20 protein-coding genes and 1 pseudogene are annotated in these 19104 nt (G+C 42.8%); 4 read left to right on the top strand and 17 right to left on the bottom strand.

All coding sequences use genetic code 11. From position 1 onward, the window contains the following. Positions 1 to 66: 66 nt before the first annotated feature. From CDG79_RS32560 to CDG79_RS32485, 16 genes and pseudogenes are all read right to left on the bottom strand, one after another. Positions 67 to 1473: a hypothetical protein gene (locus CDG79_RS32560; RefSeq protein ID WP_094345817.1), complete on the bottom strand. Its 1407-nt coding sequence runs from the start codon at positions 1471 to 1473 to the stop codon at positions 67 to 69. A 17-nt stretch (positions 1474 to 1490) separates the two neighbouring features. Continuing rightward, positions 1491 to 2324, bottom strand: a complete 834-nt coding sequence (locus CDG79_RS32555; RefSeq protein ID WP_094345816.1) for a hypothetical protein — start codon at positions 2322 to 2324, stop codon at positions 1491 to 1493. Beyond that, positions 2321 to 4165, bottom strand: a complete 1845-nt coding sequence (locus CDG79_RS32550; RefSeq protein ID WP_094345815.1) for a TrbI/VirB10 family protein — start codon at positions 4163 to 4165, stop codon at positions 2321 to 2323. The genes CDG79_RS32555 and CDG79_RS32550 overlap by 4 nt, the downstream gene beginning before the upstream one ends. A gap of 17 nt (positions 4166 to 4182) precedes the next feature. Further along, entirely contained in the window at positions 4183 to 4968 is a 786-nt protein-coding gene (locus tag CDG79_RS32545; protein ID WP_094345814.1) for a hypothetical protein, read from the bottom strand. Next, positions 4967 to 5077, bottom strand: a pseudogene (locus CDG79_RS32540) (four helix bundle protein); the annotation flags it as partial. The pseudogene CDG79_RS32540 and the gene CDG79_RS32545, both read right to left, overlap by 2 nt. Before the next feature lie 23 nt (positions 5078 to 5100). Next, positions 5101 to 6252: a hypothetical protein gene (locus CDG79_RS32535; RefSeq protein ID WP_094345812.1), complete on the bottom strand. Its 1152-nt coding sequence runs from the start codon at positions 6250 to 6252 to the stop codon at positions 5101 to 5103. Between the two features lie 69 nt (positions 6253 to 6321). After that, entirely contained in the window at positions 6322 to 7053 is a 732-nt protein-coding gene (locus CDG79_RS32530; RefSeq protein WP_094345811.1) for a hypothetical protein, read from the bottom strand. Between the two features lie 112 nt (positions 7054 to 7165). Beyond that, the gene (locus CDG79_RS32525; RefSeq protein ID WP_094345810.1) at positions 7166 to 9994 is read right to left on the bottom strand and encodes a hypothetical protein; all 2829 of its coding nucleotides are present in this window, start codon (positions 9992 to 9994) and stop codon (positions 7166 to 7168) included. Positions 9995 to 10036: 42 nt separating this feature from the next. Beyond that, positions 10037 to 10372 (bottom strand): hypothetical protein, encoded by a 336-nt coding sequence (locus CDG79_RS32520; RefSeq protein ID WP_094345809.1) that lies wholly within the window; start codon positions 10370 to 10372, stop codon positions 10037 to 10039. A 92-nt stretch (positions 10373 to 10464) separates the two neighbouring features. Next, a complete protein-coding gene (locus CDG79_RS32515; RefSeq protein ID WP_094345808.1) occupies positions 10465 to 11061 on the bottom strand; it encodes a hypothetical protein in 597 nt (198 codons plus the stop codon). A gap of 367 nt (positions 11062 to 11428) precedes the next feature. Beyond that, positions 11429 to 11710, bottom strand: coding sequence for a hypothetical protein (locus CDG79_RS32510; RefSeq protein WP_094345807.1), 282 nt, complete (start codon positions 11708 to 11710; stop codon positions 11429 to 11431). Between the two features lie 174 nt (positions 11711 to 11884). Then, positions 11885 to 12094, bottom strand: coding sequence for a hypothetical protein (locus CDG79_RS32505; RefSeq protein ID WP_094345806.1), 210 nt, complete (start codon positions 12092 to 12094; stop codon positions 11885 to 11887). A gap of 23 nt (positions 12095 to 12117) precedes the next feature. Further along, positions 12118 to 12315, bottom strand: coding sequence for a hypothetical protein (locus CDG79_RS32500; protein WP_094345805.1), 198 nt, complete (start codon positions 12313 to 12315; stop codon positions 12118 to 12120). After that, complete coding sequence (locus CDG79_RS32495) at positions 12276 to 12599, bottom strand: hypothetical protein (RefSeq protein ID WP_094345804.1); 324 nt, start codon at positions 12597 to 12599, stop codon at positions 12276 to 12278. Before CDG79_RS32495 ends, CDG79_RS32500 begins: the two co-directional genes overlap by 40 nt. A gap of 176 nt (positions 12600 to 12775) precedes the next feature. Continuing rightward, complete coding sequence (locus tag CDG79_RS32490) at positions 12776 to 12967, bottom strand: hypothetical protein (protein WP_094345803.1); 192 nt, start codon at positions 12965 to 12967, stop codon at positions 12776 to 12778. Positions 12968 to 13004: 37 nt separating this feature from the next. After that, entirely contained in the window at positions 13005 to 13199 is a 195-nt protein-coding gene (locus tag CDG79_RS32485; protein ID WP_094345802.1) for a hypothetical protein, read from the bottom strand. Positions 13200 to 13747: 548 nt separating this feature from the next. Between CDG79_RS32485 and CDG79_RS32475 the strand changes: the two genes are divergently transcribed. From CDG79_RS32475 to ppsA, 4 genes are all read left to right on the top strand, one after another. Then, on the top strand, positions 13748 to 14584 hold the full coding sequence (locus CDG79_RS32475) for a helix-turn-helix transcriptional regulator (protein WP_094345801.1): 837 nt from the start codon (positions 13748 to 13750) through the stop codon (positions 14582 to 14584). After that, positions 14581 to 14997 carry a GFA family protein gene (locus tag CDG79_RS32470; RefSeq protein ID WP_094345800.1) on the top strand — a complete coding sequence of 139 codons (417 nt, stop codon included), beginning with the start codon at positions 14581 to 14583 and terminating at the stop codon, positions 14995 to 14997. The genes CDG79_RS32475 and CDG79_RS32470 overlap by 4 nt, the downstream gene beginning before the upstream one ends. Positions 14998 to 15131: 134 nt before the next feature. Further along, on the top strand, positions 15132 to 15647 hold the full coding sequence (locus tag CDG79_RS32465) for a GNAT family N-acetyltransferase (protein ID WP_094345799.1): 516 nt from the start codon (positions 15132 to 15134) through the stop codon (positions 15645 to 15647). A gap of 143 nt (positions 15648 to 15790) precedes the next feature. Then, positions 15791 to 18406 carry a phosphoenolpyruvate synthase gene (ppsA, locus tag CDG79_RS32460; RefSeq protein WP_094345798.1) on the top strand — a complete coding sequence of 872 codons (2616 nt, stop codon included), beginning with the start codon at positions 15791 to 15793 and terminating at the stop codon, positions 18404 to 18406. Positions 18407 to 18556: 150 nt separating this feature from the next. Here ppsA and CDG79_RS32455 read toward each other — a convergent pair whose 3' ends face one another. Continuing rightward, on the bottom strand, positions 18557 to 18958 hold the full coding sequence (locus CDG79_RS32455; RefSeq protein ID WP_094345797.1) for an SLOG family protein: 402 nt from the start codon (positions 18956 to 18958) through the stop codon (positions 18557 to 18559). Between the last annotated feature and the right edge of the window lie 146 nt (positions 18959 to 19104).

Here is a 19104-nt window from a genome sequence, read left to right as displayed (position 1 = left end):
AATGAACCACGAGTCCGTAAACGTCGCCCAAAAATTTACCCCTTGATGACGAAACCCCGGCATGAATTACGCAAGCAATTGCAAACTGCTTAAACCGCAAGGGTTTCGGCTTTTCTTAGTGCCATTCGGAACTGGGCCAATGAAGTAGGGTGAGCAGCCCAAGTCAACCCATCCCCGCTTGCAGATACGGAAGAACATCGCGGTGGTGATACTGCCGTCCGCTTCGTTAATGTCCCAGATGACTTGTTTAAATGATTTCCCAAAAGGGTGACGACCTGTGGGTTCTTTCCCACCGTTGAGGCTGCCCAAGATGCCGAATCCGCCTTTAACGTTTTGGTCTTTACCAGACATCCATTGTGCGCCAACGATAGTCTCACTGCCCGAAACTTCGATATGACCGCACTTTTTCTCGCACGGGACATTAAACCCAGCTTGATAGCTACCGCTTATTGACTTCCAGCGTCCGCTTTCAAGCGAACCGAGGGGTAAGTCTACTTTGCCGATAAAGCTAACATCGGGGATGGGAACACTGGGGAACTGATCAAACGGTACATCTGCTAATCCCGGAACCTTACTAATTGTTGTGTTTTGCCAGTTAGTAAAGTCCTTTAGCTGTGCATCCTGAATACCGGGAATGCTGGTTAATTTATACTTATTGAGTTTGACATACTTACCAAGTTCCACTTCTCCCAGTTCGGGATAATTGTCCAGTACTTCACCAACAGTTTGGTAGCTTGCGGTGCTGCCTGTTACTTTGGTCACTAGTTCTTGAATTGGTGGGATGGCTCCGACTTCTGAATCTTCAAGCTTGGGAATTGCTTCGGCGAGGTCTTCGAGTGTTTGCCACTCTAGTGTCTCAAAATCTGAAAGTTTGAGATTTTTGAGGTTAATTCCCGTGATGTTGGCGATATCTTCAAGCGTAAAATCTTCAATATTGAACTCAGTTGCTTCAAAATCGCCCAGTTCCATGACTTCGGCAAGGCTTTGTCCGGTACTCCAGGTGCGTGTCTCCTTCATACCAGGGTTTTTGATATTAGGAAATTCGACGCTGCCAGCACCGCCAAATTTCATATTTTTGAACGTGATACTACTCCAGTCAGGAGTAGGTGCGCCGTTGACGTATTTAGTTGCGACGGGCTGTGGCTGTTTGGTTTGTTTTGTTTTATCTATCGAAGTGTTCAAATTTGAATACTTCGATGTAACTGTTAGAGCTACTGCTTTCTCACCGAATAGGAGACTGCCGATATTGTAGCTACCTCCAAACCGGATTAACCCATGTAGGGCAAGTCCTGCAATAAGTCCTGCTACCATCAGGTAGCGTAAATTATTAAACTTTTCCATCCGATACTCAAGCGCTCGGTTAGTTTTGTTGTGAGTACTTTCCTGACTTGCAGCTCTCACTGGTACGATCGCAGTTACCTCGGTTGTGATATCTAAAATTTGGTTGTTGGAGGTCAAATTTTCGTTATACATCACTGGTTATTTAAAAATTATTGATTCAAGAGAAAGTTTGTTTTACCTGTATTTGGTGTTATGGGAGTATTATTGCGCTGTGGCGGTATTTCTAAGAAGCGCTTTCCACCTAGCACCATGAGTTTTTCAACCAACTGCATTGATACTCCGGTGGTGCTGGCGGCGACAACAAGTTCCTCTCCTTGCGATCGCAACTCAACAAGTTGGTTCAGACGCTTCCAAAGCTTGCTATCTGTAGTAACCCACTGGTTTTTTAAGGCAACTTGCATCCCTTTGGCGATATGTCTGCTATCAGATAATGCGGTGTAACTGACCTTTGGTTTTACTTCTTCAGGTTTGCTGGGAGTATCGCTAATAATTTCAATTTGGCTGTACTCTGGTGTGCTACTGCCCGCTACAATCCGAAAGTGGTAGCTTTTCCTTGTTGACCCAGATTCGGTAATCACCGTCATGTGCGCCCCGTAAGAAGCTTGTGGTAAACCGGGGATTTTGACTGTCTCGATGCGGCGAATGTGAATTAGTCCTGCGCCCGTACTGTTTCCAGAACACTTACCCAAGCCTTCAAGACATCCGTCTACATCAAAAACAAACCTAGATGGGTCATCTAGCCAGATTTTCTTGATGACTTCTCTGGTGTTGTAGAACGATATTGATACCCCATGTCCGGGCCACACCTTAACTGTCTGCAATTGGGCATTCTCCCCTGACACCTGGGACGCAGCAACTTGACGGATAGTATTTGCTAGTACAAGTTGGTTTGGTGCAAGCACGGAGGCGATGGTGAGGCACCCGCTAAAGGCGATCGCGCAGGGGATAATTAAACTAAAGTTGGCTATATATCTGAGTTTCACAGTTTGATTGACCTATCGACTTTGATAGTGATTTTGGTGTCTTTAGGCACATACCAGACATTGGGACGGCGGTTGATTTCGTCAGTGGCACGTTCTGTCCGCTTGCTGACTGTTTCGCCAAGTTTGCCAAAGGCACCTTCAAGGAAGGCAGCTCCCAGGTTGCGGTTGTTATTGCGGCTGCGGGTTCTTGTCCCACCTAAAGGCAAATCTTCTGTGACTTGTTCATCTGGCTGGTTGATAATTTCCCCTACCTTGGCAATACCAGCTATTGTTCCTAAAGTGGTATCGTATTTGGCAATTTCAGATCCCTTGTTGTCGTAGGGTCTGGCGGCTAGGGGGGAACCTGCTTCTCCCAGGACTGATATCGTTCCGGGTGATAGGGGGTATTCGGTTCCGTCTTTGAGGATGGCCGTGACTTCGGCACGCACGCCTGATGTGCTATCAACCGAAATCATGGCGATAGTTACCTGTGTTCCTGCTGGAATGGCTATTTCGCCAGTATTGCTGTAAAGCGGCTCGTTCAACTGGGCGACAAACCGTAACGTATTTGTCTGCTCTTGGGAACGACCGTTATTGTTGATTTGGGGCATCACGAGCGGAGTTACGAGGGTTGCACTTGCAAACGAACCGACAACTAGATACTGTGGTTGTGTTTCTTGAAGTATCTGTGCTTCTTCTGGCAGGTAGTCATTTGCAACTCGTTCGACTTGCTGAGGGAGATTGTTTTCTTTATTACCAGCAAAACTGGATTCTACGGTTTTTTCTTTGCCAAGTTCTGAGCTAGTTTGTGGTTCTTTTACCGAGAAGCTATAAATAATTGGTACGGCTTGATTGTTTTTTTCGTCACCAGTATTGCTATACTCTGGAGTACTGTCGTTTGTGTTTACAGGTTCCCAACGCGGGCGCAGTTCTTCAATTTTATTGGGAGTGTTGGTGACTGTTTCGGTATTCTCGCTGCGGCGGTTACGGCGACGACGGGAGCGACTGGTATTTTGTTCTGCTGGGCGTAATGTTTCTTCAGTTTTAGCTGTAACTTCTTCTGCTGTTGTGCTTGTAGGTTCACTTACAGTGGTACTGGCTAACATATAATCAACCCGACCAACCGAACCCAGACTACGCAGGCGTTCGAGTTCGGCTATTGGGTCTTTGGCGACACTCTGGTTGCTGGCAACTATTTGTTTGGCAAATTTTGGCAGAGGAGCGCTAGGACGCAGGGGTGGTATTGGCTGTGAAGCGACTTCTCTACGTCTTGGTCTAACAGTTTCGGGTGCTTCTTCTCGGTATACACGTCTTCTGGAAGTAGGGGGAGTTTCTTGAGCGACTACCCTTCGTTGTCGAGTAGAACGTGTTTTCTCTTTGTTTTTGGATTGTTCTTCTTCAGTACCTTCCTTTTTCTCTTCTTTGTCTTCTGTCTTGCCTTTACCATTTAGTGCATCAAGTTCTTCCTGTTGCTTGGCAAGGGCAAGCTTGGCATAGACATCCCCATCTTTTTTCTCAGATGCGGCAACCGTGGGAGTGGGGGTAGGGGTTACTTCTGGTTTTTTGGCATTTTTACCACCCCCATTCATCATGCCGTTGAGGACAAAAAATATAACTAGGAACCCAGCACCGAATGCACCACCAATAATTCCTAATCTTGACCAGGGAGATGTGACAAAATCGTGTTTAGTTTGTATTAATGCGGGGTCTTCTACTTCCAGTTCATCTTCTTCAGCTACCTCATATTGTGAACTCTCCAGTTCATCTTCTACAGGTTTTATATCTTTACTCTCAATTGGTAAAAGACTATCTACAGAAGATAATTCATGCTTATTTGAAGCCTCATCTTGTAGCTGTAACATATTTTGGTATCTAATTACTAATTATTTTCTTTTTTGCCGAGATTATAATCAACAATTTGAGTAATTTCTAAACCTGGCTCTCGTACTAAATAAATTTTTTTATCAAGTTCAGTTGGCTTGGCTGGTAACTTGGGAGTATCGATAGCTTCGACAGTAATTGTTTTGTTAAAGGCGATTCCTTTGCCTTGGTTTTCATTTCTATCAAAGCTTACGAGCGTACCGATATAATCAACCTCCCACTTTCCATCCTTGATTTTTCTGGGTTCAGAGATATGGCGGGTGACGAGTGAGACTTGAACTTCACCGTTAAATACACCATTTGGGACAATTTCTGCTAATTTTTTGAGGAAGTTTGCCCGAAAATCTTGATTTTCAGATAATGCAAATGCAGCTTCCCAAGCTCTAGTCGGAATTCTTTTTCTACTATTTTTTGTTGTTTGAACATCTATTCCTTTATCAGGTTTGGTAACGTTTTCGCCATTCTCTGTTGCTTCGATTATTCCGTTCCAACCGAACATTTTAATCATGCTATCTGAGATAAAGCGTTTGATAGTTTCATCTTCGCGTTCGTTGGGAGCAGCAAATTTACCAGGTGAAATAGAGCCATCTTGGAGTTGAACAACCGTCATACCTTTGACATGACGATTTGTACTAGAACTCATACCAATATTTACAATTTGCAATAGGATCGATAAGATAGTTCCTCCTGCTGTTATGGTGATTGCCATTGCAATAGGTGTAGAGGTAGATTGACCGTAACTGAGGAGGCGGGCTGGTTGAGATTTAGACTTAGGTTTAAGCATATATTTCCGATTTAGGGAACTCACTAGTAAATTGATATACTAATAAAACAAACTGATGTGCTTTTTGCCAAACTATCAAATCTTGAAATGTCTTAGCTGACTCCTGAATTCTGACTCCTGAATTCTGACTAATTACTTTTTAACTTTAATTTTGGAACTAACAAATTTGGTGGCATTGACAGCAACCGTTGCAGTTGTACTTGCTCCACCAGTAGCGATTCCTGCTGCAATTTCAGATCCAAATGCTACTGTTTTACCTAATCCTGTCCAAACAGCTATTCCACCACCTGCGGCTAATGCAGATGAAAGGATAGGAGAAACCAATCCGACAAAAAGGAGAAATATCATCGGTTGGTTTTGTTCGGAATTAGCAATAAGTTGTCCGCACAAACCAATAATCATGTTGAAGCAAAGTTTTGCCATTCCAACGGTGAAATAACCAGTTAGCCAAGCGAAAATAGGTTTCGCGCCAAAGGGGAGTAGTGAACCGCCTATTGCCAATGGGCCAAGTAGGGCAGTTAAAAGCATCGTGAATTCGATACCCCACTGGTAAGCGTTATTGAGGGCGAGGAGGATGACTGCAACAAATCCGGTGATCATCGAGCCGATTGTACTGGTGATAGAATTACCAATCTTTTCGGCAATTTGACCGGGGGAGAGGTCGTTGAGCGCATCTTTGGCATCAGATAAAGCCTGAAGTGGGTTAAACTCCCAACTACCGCTATCGGGGGCTTCTCCTTTAAATAGATCGGGTGCAGAGGTTTTGAGTTCTGCTTCTGCTTGTTGCAAGCAGTTGATTGAATCTTGCGTGTTACCAGGGATCGAGCGACATCTTTCCATTGCCGCCCCTACTTGCTGCTGGAGGGCAATATTGCCGACTGCTCGGTTGAATGCTACTTCTAGGTTTGCTCCGGCAGCAGTAAACTCAAGAATGTCATTATTGACAGTATTAATGTATCCTCGTATTGCGAGTGTTCCACTTCTGAGTAAAGTGCCATTGTTAGCTAGTAGCCCGATAACCAGGATGGGCCATATCCAACTGGAGAGGGCTTTCATATCTTCTTGATTTATCCAGTTTTTGCCTAACTCAACCATAAAAAGGGTAAGTGTGGCGATCGCAAAAAACTGACCAACTTTGCACATCGAGCCGTACAAGCTGCCGTTGAGGGTTTCTTGCCAAAGTTCATTAAAACCTTCAGCTACTAATTGCGCTCCAGCGGCGGCATTTTCTACAATGTCTTGTCCAAAAAATGGGTCGGTTGCAATTATGAGGTGTTCTAACATAGCACTTGGTTAACAGGCGTGAAGGTTTGGTCATCTCTGGAATTGAGATGACCAATTGATTAAGGTGAATTATTCACCTGCGGTAGTTTTGAGACTGCTAAACCCACTGATTTCCATGTACTGGGCACTGATACCGTCCATCATCAGGTTTTGACGACGGCGATCGCTTGCTCCTTGTTTGGCAAGTTGAGATAGCATCAGGTTAGTTTGCTGGACATCGTGCCGTGCTTGCAGTCCGTCGGTGCGGGATTGCCCCAACATTGAGACAATTTGCGAGTTTTGGGCAGCAATTACCTTGAGAATGTTTTGTGAAGCATCCATTGATTGTGCAGATTCCGCAAGTTCTTTGGCCTCAGCTACAGTTTGTTCAGTTGCTTCTATTTCATTTTTGGTACGTTCCTGACCGACTTCCCCTAAGACGCTTGCGATCGTGGCGCGGGTGGTTTCTCTCTCCAGTTCGTTAGCTGCACCTACAGCACCTTCAACTGTGTTACTTTCATTCCAGTTACCCTTGCTCTTGAGTTGCTCTTTGAGCTTTTCGGCTGAATTTACTGGGTCTGGCATATCCATACTGCCAGTCTGAATAGCAGTTTTAGCTTCGCTTTTCATCCCACCCCATTCATTAGCTGCTGCGGTGAGTTCGTTTTTGGTTTCCTCAAAATAGTTATTGAATTTGCCTAAAACCTTGAAAAAATCGTCAATTGAAAAAGCATAACTGGGTGCTGTACTGAGTAAAGTAACCAGACCAATTATTGACCCGATTATTGCCCCTTTCTTACTAAAATTGAACTTTGGCTTCATACTTTTTGTGGATAAAATAACCAATGTGGCAATTAAATTTAAGCCACTTGTTTATGAGTTATTGATTCTTCTTGTTATAAATCCAGATTATTCTTAGCTTTTCTTATATAACTTATGCTGGCTTTAATTGCTTATTGTTATTGTTATCCAGTAATTGTTGTGCTTCTTGGCTTAACTCATCTCCGCGAAGTGTCTGTATGTAGCTTTCTGAAAATCTCACCATACCCAGCATTGGATTATCGACATATTTATTGAGAAATAGAGTGCGTAATTCTTGCTCGTTCGGGTTATTTGCTACTGCTGCAAGTAAACAATAAGCAGGGTAATATCTACAGAAGGTAAGCTTGCCATTATCGTCAAGTAACCACTGTGAGTAGATACTTTCGCGTTTTGGGAAGAATGCTTCGGTACTATTGCGTGAGATAATTTCATAAGGGTATTTAAACCTGTTAACAAATGGGTCAACAGCTGATGTTTGAATCCGACCGATAAGGCGGGTAGTGATGTTAGCAAATATCTTGGAAGCAGACTTACTTTGGAAAATACTTTCTGGTTCTTGGGCAGATAAAATTACACGTATACCTGCTTTTGCACCGTTGGCGCAGAGTCTACCAATTAGCTCGGCTATGCTGTCAAAACTAAATAAAATCGGTGCTTCGTCTAAGAAAAATATTGATACTTTGGATGATAAAGCTCTACGTAATGCTGCGGAATAAGCGCTAAGGGCAAGGACTGCTGCATCAGCTTCACTTCCAAGCGATCGCAGTGCGAATACCAGTAGTCGGGCATCAGTTTTAAAGCTAGATGGATTGGCGATTGATTGTCCAACTCGTGAGTTCAGCCAAAACTTTAATCGCAATCTGATTTGGTCAAGAGCATCAAGAATTTCTTTACTATTATTGGTGATGGAATCAAGTTTGATAAACCCAGGCGAACAATAATTATAGAAATCTTTAAGTGTGGGAATATCTGCCCATTCAGGTGTTCCTAATCCATTTTCTAGTGCAAGTTTATATCGAAGTTTGATATCTTCATCGTTGTAGAAAGTTTCAATTGTGATTGTAATGATACTTTCGATATTTGATATCATTGTCGGACTTACCCCGACAGGATTTGTCCCAAGTACCATTATCATTAATGTAGATTTCAAGAATTCCTTGAAATCAGTCATCCTTTCCTTAATAAGTTCAGGTTCATACCCCCTTAAATCTGGTAATTCAAATAGGTTGTTCGATTCTTTACTAATATCGAAATATGCCCCTTCTTCTCCCATGAATTTGGTATAGTCGGTAAACGTACTAGTACCATCAGGTTTGGGATAATCAAGTGCAATTACGGGAATGTCTTGAGCCAAGGCAGGTGTTAATAGACCTGCTACTAAGACAGATTTACCTGCACGGGTAGTACCGAAAATGGCAAGATTTTTGTGCTGCTTGTACAAGTCCAGATGTACTGGAGTTCCTCCCTCTTCAGCTATTAGCTCAAACCCGGATTTATCTCCCGTAGCCGTTCTAACTATCGGCATGAGTCCGGGAACTTCTGATGAGAAATAAGGGAGGCGACGGTTAAAGGGTCTTGTAAGTAGGTTTTCCCAGACTATAGGTACACATTGTAACCATGTCTTCCAAGCATACTCAATTTCTCTATCAACTACGGCAGGTCGTAAGAAACAGCTAGAAAGGTATTGGCAAGCTTCATCAAGTTTTTGACGACTGTGACGATGAACACAAAAGACAACAGCAGTGTGGATGGGGAGACTGCCTCTGAGGATAGTTTCTTGTGCCTTAACTGCCTCCTCAATGTTCATATTGGCTTTTACGTCAATTGACCCCTTCTCAGAAGACATGGCGCTGGAGGTAATTGACTGTTTGGTGATTCGTTGAAGGGCAGTTTTGGCGAGTCCCTGGTTAGCTTTAGATAGCTGGCAGATAATCTCAGTATCGGAGATTTTTTCTTTGGATATTACCTCCCAAAGGTATCGAAGCTGGGCGTATTCGTCTACCCAGCCTTGGGGCTTTTCGCTAAATTGCAGGACACCGATATACTTGTCTTGTAGTCTTACCCAACTGCGATCGAGAAAGGGGACAGATTTTTCGTTCTCTAGCATCAGGTGGCGAATATGGAAATCGCTGCTTTGAACTTCTCGAAGCCCCTCTTCATCTAATATGAGGGGATTGGGAACTTTGGGTGCGTCGCTACGGTTAAACTGACTCCAAAGAATTGACCATACTTCCTCACTTGTGACTGCTCGTACTGAAAGCCCCATTGAGTTTGTAAAAAGTTGTTCCCACCGTTGGAACCCAGAGGTAAAACTATCCCGCAAGATTGTTTCGATTCGTTCTTGCCGAACACCGTGAATTTGTCCAGTAAATTGGAACCAGGCATTTTGCAATTGTTTGATAGTTTTTTCAATCGCATCATTTGAGCGACTGTCTTCTGAAGCCAAGACACTATAGGTACACCAGAAGCGTAAAAACTTATTTTTACGGGTTCCTGCTTCGGTGAGTTCTCTTGCTCGCAGACGTTCCGATCGCACTAATAAAGTTAATTGCTCTAGATCGCATTTATCCTCTATCTTTTTTAGTTCCTGCTGCCGGAGAAAGTCATCAGTGAACGAACCAAGATGAATTGTCAAGGTTTCTCGTTCGGGAAGTTCTTTGAGTCCGCCCTCAATATTTTCAAAAATGGGGAGAATCTGTTCTTCGGGCAAGGACGGGTGAATTCCCTGTACGTCAAAGCAGAACTTGATTTGAATATCCTCTTTTTTCTGGAGAATAAGTGCGCCGATATCTCTACGACCAGCAAGCGAGATACTTGCAATCCCGGCTAAATGGGTAATATCCTCAAACGGTGTCAGATTTTTGACAACACCTAATTGTTTGGTATCGAGAGATTTTTTACCAATTTTGTGCTTTATTTTCGTTGAGGCGGTCGAACTCATAGCCTGTAGTTTCGTTCGGTGATATTTATTAATTGAGAAGCTTTATCTGCGTTTTTTAAGCTTGCGCTTTTTCTTGGGTTGAGGTTGTAGAGGATTAACGAGGGAGACAAATGGTTTGTAACCACGGGTGATGCGGGGTGTGCCGACAAACTTACCGAAAAAGGCTTTGTTGGAACTTACTGTCCACCAGGTTGCCCATCCCCAGGCGGTTACAATTCCGGTTGCAAGCCAAGAAGCTTGCATAAAACCTTTGACTACCATGTAGGAGATGAGAGCGATCGCACTCCAGGGAACAATTTGGTCGGCGGGGAATGGCCCGAGGCGTGGTTGGTCTCCTAATACGCGGTTGACAGTACGAAATTCCCGTTCTCTGCCCATTATTACGAAAGACAAAAGTCAGTTTTTGAAATTTTGATGAGTGGCACTTGTGGAATTGTGCCACTCGTGGTGGCTTTTTTGAAGACTTGGTATCAGCCTGTTACCAGTCCTGCAAGCAAGTCTCCGACTACAACTGTGAGGGCAACGATAATTGGTGTACGGGCGATTGTTTGCCAATCCTCGTCGTTTCTGGCTGATTGAACGACCCGGATCAGACCAATACCGAGGTAAATTAGGAACAAACCGCGCAGTACCGCAAATACGTATTTGATGATGTCTGCGTTAACGCCTGTAAAATACTCTGTGAAAAAGTCTTCTGCGTTTTGCATGAACTGGGCGTTTGCAGGTGCAGCGGCCATATCCAACATAAATACTACACCTACCAAGCAGAACAAGACGGTATAGATATTGATGCCATACTTGCGCTGCCATTTCTCGAAGTTGGAAAGTAGCAAGTTTGCTTCCTTGGGTAGTAACGCTACAATGCCAGTTCCAAAAGCCAGCGATGCCATTACCATGTGATGAATGGAGATATCTGCAATCATCAAGCCAGTACCAACTGCCATTAGTCCGGCAATGCTAGCGTTTTCTTTCCAGTTGCGACGGCGACGGCTGGGAGCGGGGTATCCGTATTCTTCGTAGGAAGGAATGCGATCGTTGCTAAAATTAGATTCGTAGTCTGTTCTCATAAAAAAAGTAGATGATTTCGGAAATTACTGGATGAAACTTTGTAGGGGTAATTACGACTGAATTACTGCTTTATTCTGTTAGCGGAGTCTCTTTAAAGATGAACTCATTCTTGGAGGATGGTGGCGTGGAGCAATATTATCCTTGTATTATTCTCCAAATCAGCATTTTTGGCTGAATGAAGATGGAAATGAGATTGCCAGACCCTATCCAGATGGGGATAAATTTGAATCTATTGCTGCACAAATTTACCCACTTTTCAAGCAGCATTTTAATTAGGCTCAACTTAGATTTCTGCAATGCTTTAGCTACTAAAAATCAATTAAAATCCTTATTTATGCTTTAGTTTAATTGAGAAAAATCTGGCTTTCAAATACAAATTAATTCCCCAATCAAATTCGCCGCTCGCTCTCCATATTTTTGCTGAACAGCACTGCTATATGGCAATTTAGCTTCGCTCAAAAAGTCGCGGATAAATAGAGAAAAGTTAAATCCTCTCTTCGAGTCAACATATTCTGCTAGTTCAATATTAAATAATGCTTTGAATTCGTCTTCTCTTTGTTTGAGCGCTGAATATTTAGTTAAGTTGTTTGAAGAAAAGATTGGGCTGACTGCCTCATTAAACAGTTTTTCAATTAAGCGATCGCTCATATTTTTATCTACACTTCTTTCCTAAGTTTTACTTCAACATAACTTAAAGTTGTGTAACTGTGCTTTGAACTAAAAAATGAGAAAAATTCTAAACCATAAACAGAGCAAGAGGCGCAATGTAATTTCGTACTTGAGCGCCAATAATAACATAAAACTTTGCATCTATGCTATTCCTCAAACACCACGGGTATTTTCATAAAGATTTTGAATAGCTCTAATAGCGGCTTGCTCTGGTCTAAGCCCCAAAAACGCCTCATGATTATCTATAGTTACAAGCATTGCACAATAATCAAGCTTTATTAACTCCATTTGAATTGTTGCAATCCAATCACCTCTAATTCTACGTTTTAGTCGCTCAAATTCTTCTATTTCAGATTCCGTCATAATCCAAAATCATCCATTTTTTGCTAATATTCATGATTTCCTGTTTCGCACTCTGACAAATAGCCAACTAATGCAAACGGACACTTGCAGCCCAATTCTGATTCCAAAGAAGTAATATCAAGTCCAAATTCACCGCAAACAGTATCAAAAATTTCCCCAGAAGTTAACTCTAAATTCGCGTCTAATTCCTTAACTCGTGATTCAATTTTGGCTTGTTCCATAATGTTTCTAAATTAGATTGTTCGGATTTAATTACAATTTCTTCTGCGTATCTTCTAGCTAATGTTACCAAATACGGTTGTGAATAGCTTTTGGCAATTCCCCTGTAATACTCAATCCCATTCCAAATAAATCTTAAATAAGTGTAGGATCTTTCACCTTTTTCAGAATAAACAAGCACAAAACTGTGTGGAGTTGCAACTTGCCCTTTGGCATAATTTCGGCCGTCTTCCCACTCAATATTCCAGATACCATAAGTTTTGATGTTTGATTTTTTGTTGTTCATAAGATACCTTCAATAAATTTAGCTACTTCTTCACAAGTTGAAAGGTTCCGACTTAATTTTAGTCCCATAGACAACTCTATTGCCCCATGACCTCGTGTTTGCGGGTGCTTGTCCAAATCGCTGCAAATTGAGTCAATCGCGTCTCCCGCTTGACCTAATTCCCTTTTTTTTTTTAATTAACTAAATCTAGCTAAATCTTTAAAACTTGCTATAGCTTCTCTAATGCAATCTTGAAAAGTGCCACAGTAATCATGCCCTAAATTAAAACTTGGATTATCAAAAAACCTTATTTCTAATACATGAGTATCAGCAGGATGGCAATTAGATTTTCTGATTTGTGCAATTAGATTTCCCAAAAATATCAGCATTCTTCAAAATTCCCTTTTTGTATTGATTAAGCTGAATCTAAAGTAAAGAATTATTTTGGTTATTATGAGGATCAATGGCAATCGCCTGATCAGGTCGATACCTAAGATTCTCTATTTCGTGAGCCAGGGGAAGGATAAATTCTTTGTGTACCTCGATTGCAATTACTGAAAGAACTTCTTCATCAATAGCTTTACCTTCTAAATAATCAGTATTTTTAATTATAGCTGACATCACAAGTAGAGGTTTCCTGAACGGCTTGTTATCAACTGGGGGTATAGAAATTTGATTTTGGGAATACTAAAAATAGTACAGGAATTATTAAAGTTGAAAATTTATAAAATGGTACGTTGACCTCGATACTGGATCTACCACAAGCAATCTCAACTCATGAACGAACAAATACGAAATGATAGTTAAAGGGGTTCTAAATTTTGACCAAAATAGTACAGATAAACTATATGGCGTTCGCGTTTATCCTTATTATCTAGCATTCTTTGTCATAATTATTAAAATGACCAAGTATTAGTGCCAGAGAAATCTACTTCTGTGACCTGAAGCGTGATTTTATCGGCTACGGCATTGCTCACTCCCAGACTTAATAAGTGTCTGAGGTTGTATGAACGAGCAGGCTTTATCAAAGTACCAGGGAGCGAGATCGTCAATCGGATAGGTGGAGTATCGTTTAGTATGGTGTACGAGTTGGAGTAAAGTCGTCAAATCATCGGTTTCGGTGGTAGCCTAAAGATGATCTGTTAGTGTTGATTGACTGGCAAAACCAGATGATTTACCAGACTTACCAACCGCGATCGCCGCTCTCGCAATTTGTTGAACTGCTCTGGAGTCGAGAAGGTGAGAACTTACCTAAAGCGCAGTCTCGATTGTTGCCGATCGGTTCGATGGAGTTGGTTATCAATCTACATGAAGACAGGATTCCACTATTCGATAGCTCCAGTCGAGCGCAAATCGGCAGCACCAACGGCATGATGATTTGCGGTACGCATTCTGAAAGCTTCATTATCAACAATGACAGCAAGATATCGATGATGGGCGTACATTTCAAACCTGGGGGCAATACCCCATTTTTTACGTTGCCTGCGGGGGAATTGCACAACCAGAGAATTTCATTAAATGAATTATGGCAGGGTTGGGCGGTTGAACTGCGCGATCGCCTTCTAGAATCACCAACAGTAGCAAGCCGCTTTTGGGTTTTGGAGCAATTTTTGCTAATGGTAATGAAACCGCTAGATCGATATGCCGCCATCGCTATGGCATTGCAAGAGTTTAAGAGATATCCAACCACCAGAGTGAGCGAAGTAACAGATAAAATTGGCTTCAGTGCCCGCCATTTCAACCAACTATTCAGAGATCAAGTGGGGCTAACCCCCAAGCTATTTTGTCAGGTTCGACGCTTACAGCAAGCCCTTGACCTAGTATCCGGTAAAGATCGGGTTGATTGGGCGGACATTGCGATCGCCTGTGGTTATTTCGACCAAGCACATTTTATTCACGATTTTCGGTCGCTGGCCGATTGCACGCCCACTGAATACCTGGCACAACGCGGCTTTCATCCCTGCCATGTTGTTCTGCTCGATGAAAACACAGGAGAAGTAGGATGAAAGTACCTTTTACAGGTGGTTGTTTATGTGGAACTATCCGCTACGAATGTTCGGCAGAGCCAATTGTTATAGGCAATTGCCATTGTCGCGATTGCCAACGGGCAACGGGCAGCGCATTTGCGGCGGCGCTCCTTGTCTTGCGCGATGCCGTCACGATCGCTGGAGAGGTTAAATATTACGAGGTCATTGGCGATAGTGGAGCCACAGTCGCTCGGGGATTTTGTCCCAACTGTGGTTCTCGATTATTTAGTAAACCGCCGAATCTCGAACTGATAGGCATTCTTGCAGGCAGCCTTGACGATCCAGGCTGGTTTCAACCTGGAATGGATCTTTATACCGCTAGTGCCCAGCCGTGGGATTATATCAACCCAGATTTACCCAAGTTTACCAAAATGCCGTCAGCCAATAATTGAAGTCTAGTCGGCTAGATCGCTAATTTTTTAGAGGAGAATTTATATGTACAACAAAGGTTCATGTCAATATCAATGAACCGCAAGGTATGGCAACCATTTATGGGCGATCGTAAGCGGACGAGGCTTGTGTAGTGATGATTAATTTACGCCCTGCCACCCCTGCTGACTTGAAACTGCTGCAACACTGGGATCAACAACCTCATGTCATTGCCGCAGATCCCAACGATGATTGGTATTGGGAGGTAGAACTGAGTCGCAATCCTGACTGGAGAGAGCAACTAATTGCCCAGATCGAGGGTCGTCCCATTGGATTTGTCCAAATTATCGATCCAGCGCGTGAGGAAAGCCGTTATTGGCGCGATGTTGCACCGGATCTTCGTGCCATTGATATCTGGATTGGGGAAGAAACAGATTTGGGCAAAGGCTACGGCACAAGAATGATGCAGCTTGCCTTAGCTCGATGTTTTGCCGACCCGCGTGTGACGACTGTCCTCATCGATCCACTTGCCAGCAATACTCGCGCTCACCGCTTCTATGAACGTCTTGGCTTCCAATTTGTTGAACCACGAAGGTTTGGCGACGATGACTGTTTTGTTTATTGCCTGAACCGAGCAGATTGGCATCCTGAAAACACGATCGCATCGCGGTAGCGGCAGCTAGTGAGCGATGGCGCAGAGCGCCCAGCATAGCTGATCGCCGCATAACAACGCCCATGCACACCGACCGTCGAGAGTCGATCGGTTGTGATGCAGTCAAAATTACCAAAGTATGAATTGCCAAAGGAGGGAAACTGATGAGTTCATTTGTGCTTTGTTTTCAAGATATTGATAAAACAAAAATCACGGTTGTTGGAGGTAAAGGCGCAAACCTGGGGGAACTTTCCAAGATTGAAGGAATTCGCGTACCGGATGGCTTCTGTGTTTCTACTGAAGCCTTTAAAAGAATCATTGCGGAAACGTCGTCGATTAACGAATTACTCGATCGGTTATCGCATCTATTGGTGGAAGACAGACATAAAATCGGTGAACTTAGCGGTGAGATTCGCTCTTTCATTGAAGGGATAACCATTCCTCAAGATATTAATGAAGAGATCGCCCGCCTCCTCTCCAGGCTTGATGAAAAAAATGCCTATGCAGTAAGATCCAGCGCAACTGCTGAGGATTTACTGACGGCCTCCTTTGCAGGCCAGCACGATACGTATTTGAACATTATCTCAAAGGAGGCAATCTATCAGCATATCAGCAAGTGCTGGGCATCGCTATTTACCGAGAGGGCAGTAATTTACCGCCTTCAAAATGGCTTCGACCACCGTAAAGTCCACCTGTCTGTGGTGGTTCAGAAGATGGTCTTTCCGCAGGTGGCAGGAATTTTGTTTACTGCCGATCCCGTCACTTCTAATAGGAAGGTGTTATCCATTGATGCCAGCTTCGGACTTGGTGAGGCTATGGTCAGAGGCATTGTGAATGCTGATATCTATAAAGTGTGTAACGGCAAGGTTATCGATAAGAAGATATCCACCAAGAAACTGGCTATTTACGCCTTAAAAGATGGCGGTACGAAAGAACAGGAGATTGAACCTGAGAGACAGAACAGGCAAGCGCTAACGGATGAGCAGATTTTACAGCTTGAGCGCATAGGCAGAAAGATCGAAGAACATTTCGGCAGCCCCCAGGACATCGAATGGTGTTTGGTTGATAATACATTTTATATTGTCCAGAGTCGGCCAATCACTACTTTATACCCGATCCCTGAAGCGAACGATCGGGAAAATCACGTCTATGTATCTGTCGGTCATCAACAAATGATGACTGACCCCATCAAACCATTGGGATTGTCTTTATTCCAGTTAACAGCTGCTCGACCCATGCATAAAGCTGGTGGAAGGTTGTTTGTTGATATCACACCTGATCTGGCTTCACCTGTTAGAAGAGAAATTATAGTAGATGTGTTGGGAAAATCCGAGCCGCTCATAAAAGACGCACTGATGACCATCATAGAGCGAGGAGATTTCATTGAATCGTTACCAGATGATCAAAAAGAACAGAGTTCCGGTAAAAGCAATAAATCTCCATCGCCTGCGGATTTTCAAACACTAAACGAATACGATCCGACAATCGTTTCTGATTTAATTAAGAGTAGCCAAAGATCGATAGACGATTTAAAACATAACATCCAAACGAAATCAGGATCGGAGCTAATTGATTTTATTCTGGAAGATATCCAGCAATTAAAGAAGAGTTTATTTGATCCACAAAGTTTTGGTATGATTATGACTGCTATGAATGCTTCATCATGGATCAATGAAAAAATGAAGGAGTGGTTAGATGAAAAAAACGTAGCAGACACGCTTTCTCAATCTGTCCCCAACAATATTACTTCGTCTATGGGTCTGGAACTATTGGATGTCGCAGATGTGATTCGTCCTTATCCAGAAGTAATTGATTATTTACAACATGTAAAAGATGATAACTTTTTGGATGAACTGGTTAAGTTTAATGGTGGAAAGGAAACCCAAGACGCTATCTATGCTTATCTCAACAAATACGGAATGCGATGTGCCGGAGAAATCGATATTACTAAAACTCGTTGGTGTGAAAAACCAACTACACTTGTCCCCATGATTCTCAGTAACATCAAAAACTTTGAGCCTAATGCCAGCAATCGGAAATTTGAGCAAGGGCGACAGTCAGCTTTGAAAAAAGAACAAGAGTTATTAGATCGATTGAAGCAATTACCAGATGGTGAACAAAAGGCCAATGAAACAAAACGAATGATTAGCCTAATGCGGAATTTCATCGGTTATCGTGAATATCCAAAATACGGCATGGTTAATCGCTACTTTGTTTATAAGCAGGCGTTACTGAAAGAAGCCGAACAACTCGTACAAGCGGGCGTTATTCATGAAAAAGAAGATATATACTATCTCACTTTTGAAGAACTTCACGAAGCCGTATGCACCAATAAGCTGGATTACCAGATCATCAGCAAACGAAAAGACGATTACAAATTATATGAAAAACTAACTCCCCCACGTGTTATCACCTCTGACGGTGAAATCATTGCAGGTGAGTACAAACGAGAAAATCTCCCAGCCGAAGCTATTGTAGGTCTACCTGTTTCTTCCGGAGTTATAGAGGGACGAGCACGTGTCATCTTAAACATGGAAGATGCCGATCTAGAAGATGGAGATATATTAGTCACCTCCTTTACTGACCCTAGCTGGACACCATTGTTTGTATCCATAAAAGGTCTAGTCACCGAAGTTGGTGGACTGATGACCCATGGAGCAGTTATCGCACGTGAATATGGCTTACCAGCAGTTGTTGGAGTAGAAAATGCTACCAAACTGATAAAAGATGGGCAACGAATTCGTGTACATGGAACAGAAGGGTATGTAGAAATCCTATAATGGATGATGTTGCTGGCGAATTCGGGGAGTTTCCAATGAGGACTACCGACAGCTTCCGAAGCCGAGGAGCCGGAATGGGGCATCCGCTGTTAGATTTTAATAATAGTATTTATAAATATTAATCAGCAGTCTCATTGACTGCTGATTAATTTACCAAATTCCTAACTTTTGATAAGTGTTTGTAACCCAGTTATAAATTATGACTCTGCGGTTTAATTTTGTTGCATCGGCAATACAATTAGCTGTTCCTCCAGGTTGTTCATCCCAGATAGCAATCATCATATCGTGGACATTTTTTATTTGATTAATTATCCATCGGTTACGAGCATTTAAACATTTGATTCCTCCAGCTTCTTGATAAGGTAAGTTAGAGACAAATTTGATAGCGTCGCATTGGGATAACAGCCAATGATACTTCTGCTTATCGAGATTATTCCATTTGGCATCTTGGTTAGTGCAGAGTACGACAGCAGTGAGGTTTATCTCAATAGGGTACTTATCCTTTAAGCCTAAGATTATCTCTACTGCTGCGGTATCAACTCCCAATGCCATGCCTGAATAGAACTGGATGGAATGGCACTAAGAAAAGCCGGAACCCTTGCAGTTTAAGCAGTTTGCAATTGTTTGCGTAACTCATGCCGGGTTTTAGTCATCAAGGGGTAAATTTTTGGGCGACGTTTGCGGACTCGTGGTTCGCT

This window comes from Nostoc sp. 'Peltigera membranacea cyanobiont' 232 (genome assembly GCF_002245985.1).
Classification (GTDB): Bacteria; Cyanobacteriota; Cyanobacteriia; order Cyanobacteriales; family Nostocaceae; genus Nostoc.
The sequence above is the reverse complement of the archived record's forward strand: the minus strand, read 5'-3'. Positions and strand labels throughout refer to the sequence as shown.

What these genes read in the sequence shown, in the direction of transcription:
- CDG79_RS32560 (WP_094345817.1), bottom strand. Translation starts at nt 1,473, where the DNA reads ATGTATAACGAAAATTTGACCTCCAACAACCAAATTTTAGATATCACA.
- CDG79_RS32550 (WP_094345815.1), bottom strand. Translation starts at nt 4,165, where the DNA reads ATGTTACAGCTACAAGATGAGGCTTCAAATAAGCATGAATTATCTTCT.
- CDG79_RS32545 (WP_094345814.1), bottom strand. Translation starts at nt 4,968, where the DNA reads ATGCTTAAACCTAAGTCTAAATCTCAACCAGCCCGCCTCCTCAGTTAC.
- CDG79_RS32535 (WP_094345812.1), bottom strand. Translation starts at nt 6,252, where the DNA reads ATGTTAGAACACCTCATAATTGCAACCGACCCATTTTTTGGACAAGAC.
- CDG79_RS32530 (WP_094345811.1), bottom strand. Translation starts at nt 7,053, where the DNA reads ATGAAGCCAAAGTTCAATTTTAGTAAGAAAGGGGCAATAATCGGGTCA.
- CDG79_RS32525 (WP_094345810.1), bottom strand. Translation starts at nt 9,994, where the DNA reads ATGAGTTCGACCGCCTCAACGAAAATAAAGCACAAAATTGGTAAAAAA.
- CDG79_RS32520 (WP_094345809.1), bottom strand. Translation starts at nt 10,372, where the DNA reads ATGGGCAGAGAACGGGAATTTCGTACTGTCAACCGCGTATTAGGAGAC.
- CDG79_RS32515 (WP_094345808.1), bottom strand. Translation starts at nt 11,061, where the DNA reads ATGAGAACAGACTACGAATCTAATTTTAGCAACGATCGCATTCCTTCC.
- CDG79_RS32510 (WP_094345807.1), bottom strand. Translation starts at nt 11,710, where the DNA reads ATGAGCGATCGCTTAATTGAAAAACTGTTTAATGAGGCAGTCAGCCCA.
- CDG79_RS32505 (WP_094345806.1), bottom strand. Translation starts at nt 12,094, where the DNA reads ATGACGGAATCTGAAATAGAAGAATTTGAGCGACTAAAACGTAGAATT.
- CDG79_RS32500 (WP_094345805.1), bottom strand. Translation starts at nt 12,315, where the DNA reads ATGGAACAAGCCAAAATTGAATCACGAGTTAAGGAATTAGACGCGAAT.
- CDG79_RS32495 (WP_094345804.1), bottom strand. Translation starts at nt 12,599, where the DNA reads ATGAACAACAAAAAATCAAACATCAAAACTTATGGTATCTGGAATATT.
- CDG79_RS32490 (WP_094345803.1), bottom strand. Translation starts at nt 12,967, where the DNA reads ATGCTGATATTTTTGGGAAATCTAATTGCACAAATCAGAAAATCTAAT.
- CDG79_RS32485 (WP_094345802.1), bottom strand. Translation starts at nt 13,199, where the DNA reads ATGTCAGCTATAATTAAAAATACTGATTATTTAGAAGGTAAAGCTATT.
- CDG79_RS32475 (WP_094345801.1), top strand. Translation starts at nt 13,748, where the DNA reads ATGATTTACCAGACTTACCAACCGCGATCGCCGCTCTCGCAATTTGTT.
- CDG79_RS32470 (WP_094345800.1), top strand. Translation starts at nt 14,581, where the DNA reads ATGAAAGTACCTTTTACAGGTGGTTGTTTATGTGGAACTATCCGCTAC.
- CDG79_RS32465 (WP_094345799.1), top strand. Translation starts at nt 15,132, where the DNA reads ATGATTAATTTACGCCCTGCCACCCCTGCTGACTTGAAACTGCTGCAA.
- ppsA (WP_094345798.1), top strand. Translation starts at nt 15,791, where the DNA reads ATGAGTTCATTTGTGCTTTGTTTTCAAGATATTGATAAAACAAAAATC.
- CDG79_RS32455 (WP_094345797.1), bottom strand. Translation starts at nt 18,958, where the DNA reads ATGGCATTGGGAGTTGATACCGCAGCAGTAGAGATAATCTTAGGCTTA.